Origin of the sequence: Agrobacterium sp. ST15.16.055, assembly GCF_027956555.1 — a bacterium.
GTDB lineage: Bacteria > Pseudomonadota > Alphaproteobacteria > Rhizobiales > Rhizobiaceae > Agrobacterium > Agrobacterium salinitolerans.
Map to the genome: position 1 here is coordinate 22,673 of NZ_JAQKGN010000001.1, position 15,210 is coordinate 37,882.

General features: G+C 48.8%; 17 protein-coding genes. 3 read left to right on the forward strand and 14 right to left on the reverse strand.

Annotated elements, in window-relative coordinates; genetic code table 11:
* Positions 1-7: 7 nt before the first annotated feature.
* The 11 genes from PL599_RS00105 to PL599_RS00155 form a co-directional block, all read right to left on the reverse strand.
* On the reverse strand, positions 8-1,522 hold the full coding sequence (locus PL599_RS00105; RefSeq protein WP_271358741.1) for a hypothetical protein: 1,515 nt from the start codon (positions 1,520-1,522) through the stop codon (positions 8-10).
* Entirely contained in the window at positions 1,513-2,076 is a 564-nt protein-coding gene (locus tag PL599_RS00110) for a phage adaptor protein (protein ID WP_271358742.1), read from the reverse strand. Before PL599_RS00110 ends, PL599_RS00105 begins: the two co-directional genes overlap by 10 nt.
* A gap of 1 nt (position 2,077) precedes the next feature.
* Positions 2,078-2,413: a hypothetical protein gene (locus tag PL599_RS00115; RefSeq protein ID WP_271358743.1), complete on the reverse strand. Its 336-nt coding sequence runs from the start codon at positions 2,411-2,413 to the stop codon at positions 2,078-2,080.
* Between the two features lie 136 nt (positions 2,414-2,549).
* Positions 2,550-3,476 carry a DUF5309 domain-containing protein gene (locus PL599_RS00120; RefSeq protein WP_271358744.1) on the reverse strand — a complete coding sequence of 309 codons (927 nt, stop codon included), beginning with the start codon at positions 3,474-3,476 and terminating at the stop codon, positions 2,550-2,552.
* Positions 3,477-3,493: 17 nt separating this feature from the next.
* A complete protein-coding gene (locus tag PL599_RS00125) occupies positions 3,494-4,411 on the reverse strand; it encodes a hypothetical protein (protein ID WP_271358745.1) in 918 nt (305 codons plus the stop codon).
* Positions 4,412-4,449: 38 nt separating this feature from the next.
* Positions 4,450-4,695 carry a hypothetical protein gene (locus PL599_RS00130; RefSeq protein ID WP_108082237.1) on the reverse strand — a complete coding sequence of 82 codons (246 nt, stop codon included), beginning with the start codon at positions 4,693-4,695 and terminating at the stop codon, positions 4,450-4,452.
* Positions 4,682-6,724 carry a portal protein gene (locus tag PL599_RS00135; RefSeq protein ID WP_271358746.1) on the reverse strand — a complete coding sequence of 681 codons (2,043 nt, stop codon included), beginning with the start codon at positions 6,722-6,724 and terminating at the stop codon, positions 4,682-4,684. The genes PL599_RS00130 and PL599_RS00135 overlap by 14 nt, the downstream gene beginning before the upstream one ends.
* Positions 6,725-6,755: 31 nt before the next feature.
* Entirely contained in the window at positions 6,756-8,177 is a 1,422-nt protein-coding gene (locus tag PL599_RS00140) for a hypothetical protein (protein ID WP_271358747.1), read from the reverse strand.
* A 24-nt stretch (positions 8,178-8,201) separates the two neighbouring features.
* Positions 8,202-8,585, reverse strand: a complete 384-nt coding sequence (locus PL599_RS00145; RefSeq protein WP_271358748.1) for a hypothetical protein — start codon at positions 8,583-8,585, stop codon at positions 8,202-8,204.
* A complete protein-coding gene (locus PL599_RS00150; RefSeq protein ID WP_271358749.1) occupies positions 8,578-9,012 on the reverse strand; it encodes a hypothetical protein in 435 nt (144 codons plus the stop codon). Before PL599_RS00150 ends, PL599_RS00145 begins: the two co-directional genes overlap by 8 nt.
* Positions 8,957-9,193 (reverse strand): hypothetical protein, encoded by a 237-nt coding sequence (locus PL599_RS00155; protein ID WP_271358750.1) that lies wholly within the window; start codon positions 9,191-9,193, stop codon positions 8,957-8,959. The genes PL599_RS00150 and PL599_RS00155 overlap by 56 nt, the downstream gene beginning before the upstream one ends.
* A gap of 62 nt (positions 9,194-9,255) precedes the next feature.
* On the opposite strand from PL599_RS00155, the gene PL599_RS00160 reads away from it, so the two are divergent.
* Positions 9,256-9,609, forward strand: a complete 354-nt coding sequence (locus PL599_RS00160; RefSeq protein ID WP_271358751.1) for a hypothetical protein — start codon at positions 9,256-9,258, stop codon at positions 9,607-9,609.
* Here PL599_RS00160 and PL599_RS00165 read toward each other — a convergent pair whose 3' ends face one another.
* The gene (locus PL599_RS00165) at positions 9,610-9,969 is read right to left on the reverse strand and encodes a hypothetical protein (protein WP_271358752.1); all 360 of its coding nucleotides are present in this window, start codon (positions 9,967-9,969) and stop codon (positions 9,610-9,612) included.
* 89 nt (positions 9,970-10,058) lie between these two features.
* Between PL599_RS00165 and PL599_RS00170 the strand changes: the two genes are divergently transcribed.
* Positions 10,059-10,799, forward strand: coding sequence for a hypothetical protein (locus PL599_RS00170; protein WP_271358753.1), 741 nt, complete (start codon positions 10,059-10,061; stop codon positions 10,797-10,799).
* Positions 10,800-10,888: 89 nt separating this feature from the next.
* On the opposite strand, the gene PL599_RS00175 is transcribed toward PL599_RS00170, so the two are convergent.
* A complete protein-coding gene (locus PL599_RS00175) occupies positions 10,889-12,325 on the reverse strand; it encodes a hypothetical protein (RefSeq protein ID WP_271358754.1) in 1,437 nt (478 codons plus the stop codon).
* Positions 12,326-13,585: 1,260 nt separating this feature from the next.
* On the opposite strand from PL599_RS00175, the gene PL599_RS00180 reads away from it, so the two are divergent.
* Positions 13,586-14,218, forward strand: coding sequence for a recombinase family protein (locus PL599_RS00180; protein ID WP_271358755.1), 633 nt, complete (start codon positions 13,586-13,588; stop codon positions 14,216-14,218).
* Between the two features lie 184 nt (positions 14,219-14,402).
* Here PL599_RS00180 and PL599_RS00185 read toward each other — a convergent pair whose 3' ends face one another.
* Positions 14,403-15,206, reverse strand: coding sequence for a hypothetical protein (locus tag PL599_RS00185; RefSeq protein WP_271358756.1), 804 nt, complete (start codon positions 15,204-15,206; stop codon positions 14,403-14,405).
* Positions 15,207-15,210 lie beyond the last annotated feature (4 nt).

Sequence of the window (15,210 nt, forward strand, 5' to 3'; positions counted from 1 at the left end):
ACGCTATTTAGCGTTTTCCCGCCGTCTGCCCGTCAATCTGAACAGCAAAGGCAGTCTTCCAATCACCAGAAATATTGATGCGGAAACGCTGGAATCGTGACTTTTCCCGGAAATAAGCAAACCCGGTTTCGTTGCTTGTATCCCGGAGATTCGACCATTCAACAGGATCAGAAAGAAGCTTTCGAGTGCCTACTTGAACCCGCGCCATTCCATTGCCTTCAAACAATGGTCTTGCTCTTGAAATAGAAGCAATGTCAGCACCAGTCTGATTGGGTAGGATTTTCGAAAGCTGATATTCAGGGGTCTCAATGGACAATTCGAGGGTCTGACCCGAGAACGAATAAACAGCGCCCTCATTGCTCATCGCCCAAAGCATGGACTTGCCGCCCGACCAAATAGGGTCATCAAAAGAAGCTGGAACATTATCCAGCGTTCCATAGGCGTCCAACTGATCAATCGTCCACGGCAGGGAAATGGCATTGAAAATCATGTCCGCTGTCGCATCAGCGGTAGTCCATTCGCCCGTGACGTAATTGAATATCAGCATCATGTCTGGATGACCGTTCGGGGAGTTAACCGAGCAGAATGACCAGTAAATCAGGGTTTCGCGGGGATCGGCAGCTACTGAGATAAGATGCAGTTTGTCGGGATCGGCATTTTGCAGAAACCACTTATCAATCCGACCGGCACCGATAGGTGTGAGACTACCGCCATTGAGCATGTAGAACCCATCATCAGACAGGAAGAAGTGCCGCCCTTCGACGGAAATCACGGATTCAGAAACAGAACAGCCTTTTCCAACAACACGGTCTGTGAAGCTGAAGACGTAAGGGGCACCAATGTACTGCATCTGAACAATGCCGCGTTGAAGCAATATCCAGCACTGATCATCGGTGACGATACCCATAATCGAACCAGAGCCATGAATGTCTTGGAAATCTGCCTGAGTGGAGGGATTGAAAGCCCAATCGGAAGGTGACTCGATTCCGCTCCAACGAACGCGGTAAGGAACAGCACCGTCCAGAGCGTCATAGGTATTCCCGAGAATGGTGAAACCTTTGGTCGTCGCAATATGCCTGCCTTTCACAAGGGTCGTCAGATTGGCGAACTGAATGTCCTGATTCATATCGATGAATTGGGGTTCATCGCTGAAGTTGGTGAAGATTTGCAGGCTCCCAAATTCCACCGACTTCCAACGTTCTTTGCCTGTAGTCGTGTAGCCGCCTGATCTGGAAATGTTCGTCCATTGACGGGTAGACGGCGAGAGCTTGTAAAGCGCCGGTGCACAAGCACCATAAACTTTGGCATCGCCTGAAGCGTTCTGACCGATGGCTGTGCCGAGGGGGCGAGATGCCATCGCTGTGGACGAATATAAGCTGGCTGCTTTCATCGGAAAGAAGGTGACGCCACCGGCAAAAGAGCCGCGCCCCGGCGTTCCATTATGCGCCTTCACCAGCCCCGCATTTCCGAGTGCTGGAAGATCAGGCGTCCAAGACGCGAAGGGCTGGTCGATTACTGCCATGTAGGACCACCAAGCGTGATGGAGCCAGTCATGCGACCGCGCCTGTCATCTTCCGCAAGAACGCTAAGAGCTTCGTTCAAAGCAGCCTGTTCGGAAGCAATGCCTTCGGCATCCTTTTCCCAACGGTAGAATTCCCTGAGAACGGCTGAAATGTACACGTTCTGGAAATTGTCGAAGAGCCAGTTCGAATTCGTCTCGGTCAACGGTGTGAAGGCTGAATAATAGGTAAGCTTGACCGTTTCTTCGACCTGACCGGCAAAGATCAGTTTTCCGGCAATACGATAATAGCCGACCTCATCAGAAGTCAGCGTGGCACTGTTGATGGAAACCGGTTTGTATCGCTTCGCAATTCCGGTAATGGCGCGAATTTCGATGAAGTCAGCAGGCAAATCGGCAATGTCGTCGCTGATCGAAAGGGCAATGGTTTTTTCAGAACGGTAATGGCGAACAATCGGGCGAAGATGACTTTCAGCACGAAGGATGAAGCTGAGAATAGGAGCGTCGTCGCGGATGGTGTAGCTTTTAATCAGGTCCACGAACTCATTGTAGGTCATATCAGAGCCTCCAATTGTTCACGCGGAACTTTGCATAATCAGCGTCATTGAGACGACGCTTCATCGCTTCGGGATCGTCTGTGATGCCTTCGCGTTTCCAATCGAAGTAAAGCCCAATTGGAATGCCAGCGACTTTCACAACGTCGGAATGCGAACCTGTCTGATTGAAATCAGCAGCCTCTTGCGCATTTGCATCGAGCATTGCCTGAAGATTTTTGTAATCGGTTTTGATAATGATTTTGTCGCCGTCGCGGATCAAAGTGACCGTGTAATCGGGAGTGTCTTCCCATACGACAGAGCCGGATCGGATAAGATCACCAGCTTGAAAATTTTCCATCAAGTATGCCTCTAAAATGTCTATTGACGTATTTAGCGGCGACTTGAATTTGGGAGATTTCGCATAAAAAAAGAGCCTCCGAAGAGGCTCTAAGTCGTTCCTTGAATTTATGATTATTTTGGCTGAAGTTCAGCCGTTAGCCGTTCAAGTCAGCGATCTTGGCATTGCCCTTTTCATTGAGGCATTCCAGCGTCGTTTCGGTGACGAGCATATAGCGTTCACTATCACCAGTCTTGCCGAGTTCTTTCTTTTCGACGCCACGAAGAACAGCCGAATTCCAAAGAGCGGGATCGTAGGCGATGACAGTAGTCGTGGACATGAAACGATGCGGAAGGATCGTAACAGTACCAAAATCCGAAACGTAAAGGTCTACAGCCTGATTGACGGTCTTCTTGTCTGCGTTCTGCTGCTTGGTCGAACCACCGTTGAAGGTCGAAATCTTCGACTTCAGAACACCCGGCGCAATAACCGTGTTCGGATCACCGCCAGCTTCCCAAATCTTCTGGAGAGCGGAAATGAATAGTGCTTCAGTGAGCGGGCGAGCCGTACCAGCCGTAGGAGCGTTGACCACACCACCGGAAAAACCGGTCGATACGCCGTTCGCACCATGCAGAGCGTTAGTAGCGATAAATGCTTCAGCACCACCGAGCTTGCGAACGCCAACTGCAACAGAGCCGTTGCCCGAGACATAAGCAGCTTCTTGGTCTCGCTTCAGTTCTTTGCCTTTCTTGGCGATCTGGCGAGCAAGTTCATCCTTCGCGCCAGCAGTGTTGACGGCGTTCAGAGTGGAACTCAGGCGAATGTCCTTCTGGAAAATCTGCGTGACGTTCGAAATGCGAACAGGACCATTGAGGGTCGTATCGGTTGCATCGGCACCTTCAGCAATGGCGTTGTCCTTATTGGCAGCAGCAAGTTCGTCCTGAAGCCATTCATGCTTGACAGCGGTAGCCTTGGTCTTGCCGATAGAGGAAATAAATGGTGTCTCTTCCGGCGAAATCATTGAAATGACGTTGCTCAAATCTTCGCGTACATGGGAAACATTAGTCGTGGTTAAAGTGGGCATTTCTTACCTTCTTGTTCTTAGAGTAGATTTTTGATGAGGGCTGCGGCGTCCGCAACACTGCGAGATTGGTTGAATTTTTCATAAGTCTGACGATCATAATCACCAGCAGTCTTTCGCGAATTTTCCTTCGCGGAAATAACCGGTTTTTTCGCGATTTTTTCGACTACCTGAGGAATTGCCTTCTGTGCTTTTTCAGCTTGAACAACTCGATAGAGTAGGTCGATGATACGGAAGTCAGCGATGCTTTTGATTTCTTGCTCGTTAAAGCCAGTGTCCAAAAGCATTCCAGTGATGTCACTGAAAACTTCATCAGCCTTATTTTTGTCCTTCAGGTCGGGATACTTTTCGAAGAAGCGATTGCTCGATTCCTGAATTGCGATCTGACGCTGTTCTTCCTCATAGGCGGCTGCTTTCTGCTTCAGTGCAGTTTCAGCTTCATAGATTTGGCGAACGGCGTATTCACGCTTTTCCCATTGGGCTTTCTGTCGGACATATTCCGCCGGATCATTTTCTGCGAGCCAATCGAAATCGGGATATTCCATCTGGCGAAACTCGATTGAAACTTGCTGTTTCAGGGCTTCAATCCCTGCCAGTGCTTCAGATCGAAGGGAATTCACGTCCCTTTGGTTTTCCTGATAGAACTTCCTTTGTTCGGCAATTTCCTGCGTCTTTTTCGTGTAGTCAGCTTGTCTGAGATAAGAGGACCGAATTTCACTAAGGCTTATCTGCTTGCCGTCGATATCGAAAAATTGCTCTTCCGGCGTCTCTTCAGTTTCAGGAGCTTCGAGAGCTTCATCCACTTCCGGTAATTCAACGTTATCGGCTGGTTGCTCATCAAAAGAGTCCTCAGATACGTCGAGAGTTTGACTGATAAGATCAGCCGCTTCATTAATGTTTAATGCAGTTCCTTCCGGATTGTTGCTTTCAATTTCCATCTATTTAGTAATTCCTAGAATTATTTTGGTTCGAATATTTAGTATTCTTCATCTTTCTGCGATTGCGCTTCGTACTTGGCGACTTCAACATATTTATCGAGCCGTTGATTGATCAATTTGAAGCCCTGACTGAGTTGGTGAACGCTATCGAGTTCTTCCGCTTGCCCTAATTTCGTGTTCATGAACGCCTCAAAAATTTCGGCTTCAATGCATTTCATTAGGTCGCGAAAATCTTCGTTTTCCTTCAAGCGAAGTGCCGCATTTGCTTTCTCAATATTGTTCATTCGGAACCTCAATCATGATCTGCGGAATGTCGCTTATCGGAGTGTCTGGTTGTGAATATTTCTTGTCGAGTTCGATCAGCTTCAGGAGGTAACTTTGCTCCTGCTGTTTGCTCTTCAATTCCATTTCTTCGCGGAATTCGGATTGCTGCTGCTGAAGTTGAGCAACCAGTTTCTGCATTTCGAAATTGCGATCAGCTTCATCGGAATTCGCCTTCAACTGCGCTTTGACCTTTTCCATCTCAATCAGACCGGCATTCGGATCGACTGGAGGCTGCGGAGGCGGTGGCGGCGGCAATGTGCTTGGATCGACAAAGAACAGGCTGCTGTTCTTGAAGCCTGCGGTCTCGGAAAGCTTGGCAAGGGTGTTATAGATCGTCTGAGCGTTGACGATGGGAAGACCAGCCTGCATGGCGGACATCTGCTGAGCCAAGAGATTGGTCAAGGAAGCGGTAGACTGGTCACGGCTCATCACGCCGAACGCGACGGAGGTCGTCACGTCCAGTTCAGGCGTGAATTCGTCAATCGGCACGAAGTTGTTCGTCAGTCTGGCAATGAACGCCTGAGCCTCTTCTGGTTTCTGGAGAAGCTGGTCGATGACGATACGGATGAGGTATGCATATCCAGTGTCCGCGAAATATCGGCTGATCATCTCCACCAGAAGCTGGCTGGAGTTATTGCGCTGGTTCACTGCTGTCGCCGTCGCGTTCTGAAGATCGCTGGCATTTAGCGAGACCATTTGCGGACCGACACCAGTCGTGAAATCGAGACTGTTCGACAGATTGGCAATAACGGGCATTGCATCGCCCCCAGCGAAAGGCGGAATAGAATAGCTGATGCCTGCCTGTGGATCGTTTGAGCGAACGATGGAGCCGGGGTGAACGTTCAGAAGGTCGTCCAGATTGACGGCATCCGGGTTCACGATCTTCGTCGGATTTACGTGGCTGTGCAGATCGTCAATGATAGCGCGGTTCAGCCGAGTGATCAGGATATGATCATCGCCAATCTTGTCAGCGATACCCATGCTGAAAAGGGTGTCTGCTTGCGGGAATGGAACGAACGGAGCATATGGATAGAAACGCGTAGTCTCTTCATAATCGAGCAGGACAGGCTTTTCGATACCACCGGCAAGGGTGAAGCGATAGTGCCGCGCCTTCTTGTCGATCTTCATTTTGCAGTAGACGACAAAGACTTCGACATCATCGCCTGAAACGCCCTGATCGCCACCAAGGTCTTTCGAGCGTTCCAAGGCAATGCCATCATTCTTGCTCGATGCCAGCGCGATTTGCGACACCTTCTCGGCGTCATAACCCATTTCAAGAAGGGCAGCTTTCGACACGACCTTACGATGTCCCTGAAGCTTGCTGCAAATCCCGCCGGTTTCAGGATCGATCTTCGCGTCACGGGAAATGATGAAATCTTCGGGGGCGACAGACAGTACGTTGAAAACGGGATTACGGCGAACGGCTCTGATTTTCAGGTCGCGAACCGACATACCAGCTTCGTTCAGATATGGCTTGGACGCTTCCTCAATGACGATTTGACCGGATTCTTCTTGCTGGTCGAACGCGAGAAGCTGTGCATCTGGAACGCCCTTGATCGTGCGGGGAAGACCTTCAATAGTCTCGGTCGTGAATTCAGCCGTAACGATGCCCAAACCGCAAATGAAGCCGTTCTGAAGCCATGGCTGAAGGAAGGACAGATGGCTGTTTTTCGTCTTGAGAATCCAGTTCACCACAGATGTCTGTTGACGTGCAATCGTTTCGTCTTCTGGTCCAAATGGCAGGAATTCGCAGACGTTTTCAGGACTATCGAATATGCGGATCATGCTGGCAACAGACCAGTCAACGCGCTGCTGAACTTCAGGCGAAACCCATTTCGAGCGACCTTTGATTTTGTCGTCGCCGGGAAGATAGGCGCGCTTATAATATTTCAGCGCCGTTTCGTGCTTGGTCGCGATATTTGAATTGCTGAAATTTACAGCGTCTTTCAGTTTTACCGCGATGCTGTTTTGAATAGCCTGTTCGTCCATTAATCCTTTCTCTTTTTGAGGCTATTTAGCTTCACTGGTAACTCTGGAGATTCGTGTATTCTATCGGCTTCGACCAAGAGTATTTGCTTTGAAAACGAGAAGGATTAACGCTGAAAGTGATAGCCAAGGCGTCGGCATAGTCGGGCGAACGACCGAGACGCTTTTTCAGTGCCTTCTTCTCTTCAAGTTTGATCTTGCCGGAGCCGTCATCATAAGTCGGCGTGACAAGCTCTTCGATAAGCCGCTGATGATTGGGAATGGAGACGTTCTCTGTCTGAAACCATTCGCGCATCTCAAACCAGATTTGGTCACGGACGCGATGATAGCGATCTGGATTGCGTGTCGGCGTTCCGGCGAAAATGCAGGAATGAACAGGAAGACCGAAGTCCTTCAGGTTGCTGTAGACGCCGTGACCAAGACCGGTCGCATCAACGGCAATCATGGCTGGTCGAAGGTTCTTCGGCGTGGACTGATAGAGGTCTCTGACTTTGTACGCTAATTGCGTCGGATCAAGTCCTCGCCATTCCGCAAAGCCTAACAGCAAATTGTCATGGCGCATTGCCAGCACGGAACTGTCCTTACCAGCGCCAGCCGGATCAAGACCCCATATGACAGGAGCATTCGATGCAGGAACGACTTCTTTGTTGAGAACGGCGGTTTCGATCCATTCGCGGCTGATCAAACCGTCAATATCGGAAAGCGGGAACTCGCCAAGGACCATGACGCGATATTCGCGGCTGAGCGGCCCCCCGTAATTCTTTGCAAGCTGCTCGAATGTCTTGGGATCGAAATGCGGGCTATCCTTCATCTGCCCATGGACTTGGGTCCATTCATCGCGAATGTCTGGATCGCAGTGAGTACGCCAGAAGAAGCCGCTTGCCTTGGAAGGGTTCGAGACGAGACAGAGCTTCGCATTCGGATCGGTGAGGATGTTTAACAGCGCGCCAGTGAAAACGGCGTCGTCAATACCGGATGCCTCATCCACGATGACAAAGTTGTTGTGGGCATGGATACCACGGGCATTATCGGGCTTGTCGCCGCTTGCCAGACGATATTCGGCAAAACAGGAACTCGGATTAACCGTGCGGCTGATACGCGTTGCCTGAACGTCAAAGCTTTCTTTGAAGATCGGAGACATCTTGCCATGGAGTACCTGGAGTTCCTTCCAGATACCGCCGCGTAGCTGCGGTTCCGATGGTCCAAAGATGGAAACCTGAACCTGATCGTGGGTGATCAATGCCCACCAAGTCACGATGGCTTCCGCATGCGTCTTGCCGAAACCGACACCACCCCGAAAGGTAATGGTACGTTTGGTGCGGAAAGCTTCACAGAATTCGATCTGTTTCGGGGTAAGGGTAGAGCCAAAAACCTGAAGCGCGAAAACGGCAATGTCTTCGCGGTAAACGTCTATAAGTGCTGCTAATTCGTGTAAATTTTCGTCTTTATTCGCCATCCGATATTTAGCGGAATGGCAAACTCAATCAGATTTCCGGTTGAGGAAACGAAGCAGGAACTCCCTCAAGTCGTCTTTCATCTTGGCAGGATTTTTCGCGTAGTCCTTGGCAATGAGCAGCAAGGCTTCAGCGAAGTACATGCCAATCAAACCCACGCCGAATGCGATGGAATTTGATGTCTGTGGATCGGCAATGGAAAATAGATAGACAATCAGGGGAGTGACGTAAGCTGCAATGATGCTGCCGATGAATCCACCAAACAGATTCTGCCAAAGTGTTCCGCTCTTCGCCACGAAGCTACGAACGATGGAACCGAAGAAGCCTGCAATGATGTGGCTGGTCTGGAAGCCGTTGCTTGCCAAGAACAGCGAAAAGGCAGCAACCGCCGCAATTATCCAATCAATCATCGTCGTCGGTATCTTCTTCCGGCGTGATGTCGATCATCTTTTCCTTGGCACCCGGCAGCTTCAGCGAGTTGATCTCCGCCAGCATGCCCGCAATCGAATGGGAGTGGCTGACATTGACGTTCGTATCTGCTTTCGCTTTCGGGATTATCGCGCCGAGAAGCCATTCAGCAGCTTTGAAGCGAACGCCGTCGCTGGTGTTCGGGTTGTTCATGAGCGCGATCATGTTTTCCAGCGCTTCAGGCGTGGCGTCCATGATGCTGTTTTTAAGCTCTTCCGGAAATTTTTTGCGCCCACTGCCTTTTGGTGGTGGGTTGCCTTTTTGAAAGCCTACACGCTTCAGCCTTTCAAGGTTTTCCGGGGATTTTCTTCTATCAGTCATTGCTAACCGCTCTGCCTCCAAATGTTTTGAGAAAGGAAAGCGCGTCATCTTCGTAGGTGAAATCGACCGTGAAAAACCCTTCATCGACTGCTAAATTAAAGTCTTCTGAAATGAGTTCTCGAACCTTTGTGCCGAACTTTGAATCGATCCATTCGGAATAAATGTTGTCCGCTTTTGCCTGTGTGATTTCGGCTTCATATCCGCGTGGAAGATGAAAAATGACTTGCATGCTTTGCTGTTCTCTGAGATTCGTTTTTCAGATATTTAGCGAAACAATGAACGGAGCCTGAGATGACAACTTTCTTGGAGTATTCGAAAAGCTATGAAGTTAAAGAGAACGAAGCCGTGAACGCTTTTTTGGCGGCGCTTATCCGTCAAAAAAAGGCTTTCGAAACGGGCGAAACAAACCGTCGCAGTTGGGTAAAGGAAGAAAATGACGGCTTCCATATCAAGCTCGGAAAACTCGCAAAAACTTATCGCGTGACAAGTAGACCTGATGTCAGCGACTTCCTACATAGGGCGGCTCAGGGCGCGCAGAATGAAGCAGAAACCGATTTCAGAGCATTGATTGAAGAAGCCTATGGCTCGTCCGATGCAGCCACAGAAACGAAACCAAGGCGCGTACGCAAGCCAAAGAACGCCTGATCAATTAGCTGTTGCAGCCTTCAGCCTTTCGATAGACAGGGCGAATTCTTCGTTCGCCCGCTCTTCGCTCAATGCGTCCAATTGATCGATTGCCGACCATTCCTTGGCAAAGCTGTCTTCAATCACTCGGTTACTCTTATTCAGGGCAACGATGGAGTTCGACAGCTTTTCAGCATCCAGCTTCATTTGCGCAATGGTCTTTTCATTCAGGGAAACGGTAAGGCTGAGTGTCGAATTCTCAGCCGTCAATGACGCGATCTGACTGGAGGCAACTTTGTAATAGATGCCAAATGCTGCGATTACAGCGAAGAACAGGATGACAGCGCCGATAACGGCATAGGATTTCAATTGAGCAAGCATGCCGGTATTTAGGCGTAATTACCCTCTCTATTATTTCTTGCGAATCGGCTCGCAAAACGGGCTGCATCTCGAAATCACAGGGATTAGATATGAACCACAGCTTTGTGCCGGGTACGCCGGGTGTTTATGATGCTGCTGAACTCAAAGAGTTTGTTGCAACACTCCCGACCGAGGAAGAACAACACCATTCGATGATTTCGTTGCTCAATCTGCGAAATCTCAGTTCCTACGTAAACGACTACGCATCTGCTGTTGGGCTTCATCGACACGTCCAAGACCTGCGAGAGAGCGTCCTACGCACAGAAGAACCCAACACGCTCGTTTTCAACAACCATATGCATCTCTTGAAGAATTGGGACGAAATGGCAGGCAGAGAAGCCGCTATGACGCTCTTTCATGTCGGGAAAGCCTTAATGCAGATAAGGGCGAACATGCGCTTTACCGAGACGATCAAGGCGGACTCCGATGCAGACAGCCTGCGAAAAGCTGCGGGCGAACTGGAGCGGGCATTTCCAAACTACAATATTGCTCGCCATGCCGCTGGTCATAGGGCTGAAGCAGTGGGTTCGCTGGAACAGGTCAAATTGCACGCGGTCGATATCGAGGGCGGTCAACAGTTCATAATCGGAAACGTTCAAGGAGATGATTATCTCTCTACGTTCGAAAAGAAGCTGCTCAAAGTGCCGCTCACTGAAGAAGCCCGCCAGAAACTGAATGACGTAGTGGCACTGATATATTCAGCATTTCCGAAGCTCGTGCATATGTTTCCCCCGCTCAATTACGGGGTTCCGGCACCGGATAATGGTGAGGGTTCATCCGAAAGGCTGTGAGCATAAAAAATTTCTGGATGACCTGATAGAAATATGCAGGAAGTGCAGGGGGGTGGTGGGGGGCGAGTCACCCCCTTAATTGCACCAGATTATGGTTGCACGACCTGTTCAGCGGCAGCAGCTCGCTTCGCACGGCTTCTTTGTGTCCGTTCCCTTTGATCCTGCTTTCGCTCTTCCGGCGTCATGTCCTTGATTTTCTTCTTGTTGCGGATGATTGGGTCCAATGCTCTGACCTCCATTCTCGTAGATGGCTTGGTGACGCCGAACAGCTTGCGCAGATGATTGGCAGTGCGCAGATCAAGCACGATGAACACAAGCTCTTCCGGCTCGCTTCCATGGTCTCGTACCGAACTACGGGTCAGCATCTGAAAGACCATCTCACAGCTTTGGGCGATGTGTAGTTCCTGCGGAGAAACACCCGCAACAGCATTCCAGATACGTTCATCAAGCTTAGAAGGGTTGAGTGGAGCAAGGTGGAGACATACATGCCGATCCATGAAGGCATTCAAGCCCACTGGATTGGGAGGCACCATCTCTGAATTGTTGAGGGACCAAGTGAAACTGGACTTGGCTGATAGCGTCACGAGATGGTCAACAGCGCCATATTCGGAAAGAAACACACCAGCCGTCGCATCCACGAACTTCTGATACCCAACCTTCTCCAAGCCCGACATCGAAACGTCTTGGTCCAGTATATGGCGAAAGGTGATGTTCGCTGCCTTGTGGCTGAAGTCGTCGTAGCGTTCACCCTTGATCGATGGATGAGGCACGAAATTCACGAGGTCTTTCCATGCGTGATATAGCTTCGTTTGGAAGAAGTTGGCACCCGAGAATGAGACGGTCTTATTGTGGCGCAATGCAGACGGTTGGAGCCAAGCGTAAACATTTAGAATGCCGTCATCTTTTTCTTTTGTTGCCGTTACGTCTTCAATGTTGGCGACAAAATTCTGATATTCTGCCTCTGATACGAGAACCAGATAATCGTCGCTGACGATCCTTTCGCAGAGTTCCCGAATGTGCGGTAAGGCACTAAGCGATGAGACACTTGATGTGCCATTTGCAACGATATCCAGCACGGCTTCTGTGGCGACAAGCTCAACGAAACCTTTGTATTTGGTTTTGCGCGCCTTTTTGATGATCGATACGATAAATTCTCTGGTCGTTCTGACTTTTTCAGTGAGTTTGAACTTCTCCACTGGATCAAAATATTCATCAACAAACAGATGGCAACCGGCTGTTGCTTCCAGCGGCTTTTTAGCGACATTGTGATTGATGATGGCAACGGCGTTACGCTTTTCGTTGCAATGCTTGACGAGAGACTGAGTGCAACTTGCATGTCCACGTTGACGGGAAATGACGATTGATTTTACGCCGATTGCAGCAAGGTCTTTATGCTGCTGTTCCGATAGTGGATTTGTCGGAGTGGCGATAATGGCTGGTTCGTTCAGCGTCTTCAGATATCGATGTAGACTGTAAGTTTTTCCGGCACCGGGTAGAGCATCAACATAGTAAATTGTGGGCTTCATTTTCCTTTCCTGAGTGATTTTTTTGACAATAAAAAAGGGACTTAGCACCCGGTCCAAGCGCGCTAAATCCCTTCAAAATCATTCATACAGGAAATGGAAATGCTTAAACCGTTCAATATGACCCTTGGAATAGAAGCCATTGGACCGGTTTCGTTTTCCATCTGTATTTAGACAGCGACGACGCTTGAAAGGAGATTTTTTGTTGCTTTTTTTCGCCCTAAACGTAATTTTATTGCGTTGTAAAAGGAAGGATGAAAACGGACACCACTCAAGTACCAGCTGGATTGAAACATCCACCACTCAAGTACCGGAAAGGTAAAAGGAGGGCGTCAATATTAAACGAACGGAAATCAATTATCTTGGAAAGGAAAGATCATATCCAATGATTTCAACCACCTGTTTACCGCGAAGCGGCGAGCCGTAGGCGAGCATCAATGCATGGTAAGAAAACTTCTTATTCCAAGCTATTTCATTTGAAAGAAATATTATTTCCAATCCATATGCTATGGACGCCGTAGGCGGACATGATCGCGTAGCGATCAATCTAAGTTTGGTAGGAAATGATTGGATTTGTTGAAGTAATAATCTTTCCTCATGAAATTCAATGAAACCTAGCCAATAATAATATTCGATCTAGTAAGCCGCTGCGCGGCATGTCCGCCTACGGCGTCCATCACATATGTCTTTTGAAATGGTTGAATATGATGAGGTAATAATCTTTCCTTCCATTTACATGAAATCTAATGTTTCCTTATGGAATAAGAAGTTTTCCTACCAAACTTAGGTGGATCGCTACGCGATCATGTCCGCCTACGGCGTCCATCGAATATGGTTTTTAATAAGCTGGATATAATCTATTCCCACCAATAACCATCAGTTAAATGTCACAAATCCTCTTAGATATATAAGAAGAAATGTTACAATTCATTGCGAAGCAATGACGTACTTGAGTGGTGTACGGTTACAACCATCCATCATCTGAAATTCAGTACCTTCTCAAATTTCCTTAAATCTAGCATTTCAAAACCCCTGCAAAATAAGGCTTTCCGGCTGCTATATTTTCGCTATTTCGTGCGAAACGCATAATCTTACCCCCACCGGAAAATAAAAACGCTCTCAGTCTCAGGGCTTGTAGCGTCCGATAGGGTATAGCTTTGCGGACATTCAGAAAGACTGCATAATCAGTGTCCGTTAGGGTTGACTTCGGTCAATGTACGTGCGTTTGATCGGTCACTACCTTTTCGGACACTTGGAACCGCTATGACCACCATCCTTTACGCCCGTGTATCAACCCTCGAACAAGACCTTTCACATCAGGAAACCCATGCGCGGGAAGCCGGTTTCGAAATCGATGAGGTAATTACAGATCATGGCGTTTCAGGTGTCAGCACAAAGCTGTCCGAAAGACCTGAAGGAAGGCGGCTGTTCGATAAGCTGCGTAAAGGTGATGTCCTTGTTGTTCGATGGGTAGATCGTCTTGGCAGGAACTATGAAGACGTGACCGAGACCATCAGGCACTTCATGAAAATGGGTGTGATCGTCCGCACTGTCATCAACAACATGACTTTCGACGGATCAACTGACGAGCCAATTGAAAAGGCAGTCAGAGACGCCTTGATTGGTTTCATGGCAGCAACCGCCCAAGCACAGGCAGAAGCGACGAAAGCCGCTCAGAGAGCCGGTATTGAAGCGAAGAAGGGTGATCGCGAACTGTATCGGGGGAAGAAGCCAAGCTTCGATAGGAAAGGCTTCAGCGATGTCATTGACATGCTGGCGAACAAGGCAGGCGCATCAGCCATTTCCAAAGTGACAGGACTTACACGACAGACCATTCTCCGCATTAAAGCAGACCCGGCAGCGGCTGAAACTGCATTGCAGAGATGGGGTATGTGATTGTTCTATAATAGTGGAATATCGTGGAAAAATGGAGGCTCGACGGGCGCGGGCGCGATTTGTGGTGCCACTCAAGCGCTCCAACCATGCGAGTTCTAAATCCGAACCCTTCATTCAGCTTTTCAACGTAACAAGCAATTGGACATCTTTCGCTGGGGATTTGAATTGACGTTTGGAAGCATTATCAGTCGGGTTTATTAGAATAGAGACTGGAGAGAGGTGCATACTTATGGAACTTTGTGCCAGAATGTCCTTCTCCGAGACGATAGCTATCAAGCGTTTTCTCAATTTGCTCCATTGTTTCATCATCGATCAAATGGGTCCATTTCAGATATCGCTCCGAATCTCCTGAAGAATTAGCATCAGCTATATCACTGATTTTCTTGGATAGGCGCGCCAACTCTTTTTGAATGCCCTGCATCTGGTTCAAGATGAATTGCTGCGAGCCAACTTCCTCTGTTTGCAATTCAGTTATTTTGACACGATGGAAATGTTTCAGGAACGGAGAGTAGTCTGGATCAGACTTCTTCTTTTCAACGGTTGCAGCTACCGCCTTTGCGACAGCCTCTTGAAATTCGCGTACATTATCAAACCGCAAATCTGCTCGGTATGGGATGTGCTTGATAGGTGACGTGTCGAAGGAATAGTCCGTCTTGTCATCTTTGACGATTATAGTTGGCTTGTCGAAAGCTAGCCGTAACCCAAGTTCAAACATGACGTTCGCGTTTTTGCCGCTGACATCGCAAACGACAATTGAATCGTCGTAAAGGTTTTGAACGATGTTGGCATGAATGATACCCGTATCCTCACTTTCACTCACCAGCCGGGGAACGTAATTTGCTGCTTGAATGGCTTGGTCGAGGACTTCTCTTACCCGAAGCCAGTGACCCTTCTCATACCCCGCCATGTCGGCAATTGGCATGATGATTCCGCAAAAGGCGCTTTGCTCTCTGTGATCGTTCAACTGAGTTTTTTGCTTCGTATCCAACGCG

Coding starts and splice junctions, on each gene's coding strand:
- PL599_RS00105 (WP_271358741.1), bottom strand. CDS start 1,522: ATGGCAGTAATCGACCAGCCCTTCGCGTCTTGGACGCCTGATCTTCCA.
- PL599_RS00110 (WP_271358742.1), bottom strand. CDS start 2,076: ATGACCTACAATGAGTTCGTGGACCTGATTAAAAGCTACACCATCCGC.
- PL599_RS00115 (WP_271358743.1), bottom strand. CDS start 2,413: ATGGAAAATTTTCAAGCTGGTGATCTTATCCGATCCGGCTCTGTCGTA.
- PL599_RS00120 (WP_271358744.1), bottom strand. CDS start 3,476: ATGCCCACTTTAACCACGACTAATGTTTCCCATGTACGCGAAGATTTG.
- PL599_RS00125 (WP_271358745.1), bottom strand. CDS start 4,411: ATGGAAATTGAAAGCAACAATCCGGAAGGAACTGCATTAAACATTAAT.
- PL599_RS00130 (WP_108082237.1), bottom strand. CDS start 4,695: ATGAACAATATTGAGAAAGCAAATGCGGCACTTCGCTTGAAGGAAAAC.
- PL599_RS00135 (WP_271358746.1), bottom strand. CDS start 6,724: ATGGACGAACAGGCTATTCAAAACAGCATCGCGGTAAAACTGAAAGAC.
- PL599_RS00140 (WP_271358747.1), bottom strand. CDS start 8,177: ATGGCGAATAAAGACGAAAATTTACACGAATTAGCAGCACTTATAGAC.
- PL599_RS00145 (WP_271358748.1), bottom strand. CDS start 8,585: ATGATTGATTGGATAATTGCGGCGGTTGCTGCCTTTTCGCTGTTCTTG.
- PL599_RS00150 (WP_271358749.1), bottom strand. CDS start 9,012: ATGACGCGCTTTCCTTTCTCAAAACATTTGGAGGCAGAGCGGTTAGCA.
- PL599_RS00155 (WP_271358750.1), bottom strand. CDS start 9,193: ATGCAAGTCATTTTTCATCTTCCACGCGGATATGAAGCCGAAATCACA.
- PL599_RS00160 (WP_271358751.1), top strand. CDS start 9,256: ATGACAACTTTCTTGGAGTATTCGAAAAGCTATGAAGTTAAAGAGAAC.
- PL599_RS00165 (WP_271358752.1), bottom strand. CDS start 9,969: ATGCTTGCTCAATTGAAATCCTATGCCGTTATCGGCGCTGTCATCCTG.
- PL599_RS00170 (WP_271358753.1), top strand. CDS start 10,059: ATGAACCACAGCTTTGTGCCGGGTACGCCGGGTGTTTATGATGCTGCT.
- PL599_RS00175 (WP_271358754.1), bottom strand. CDS start 12,325: ATGAAGCCCACAATTTACTATGTTGATGCTCTACCCGGTGCCGGAAAA.
- PL599_RS00180 (WP_271358755.1), top strand. CDS start 13,586: ATGACCACCATCCTTTACGCCCGTGTATCAACCCTCGAACAAGACCTT.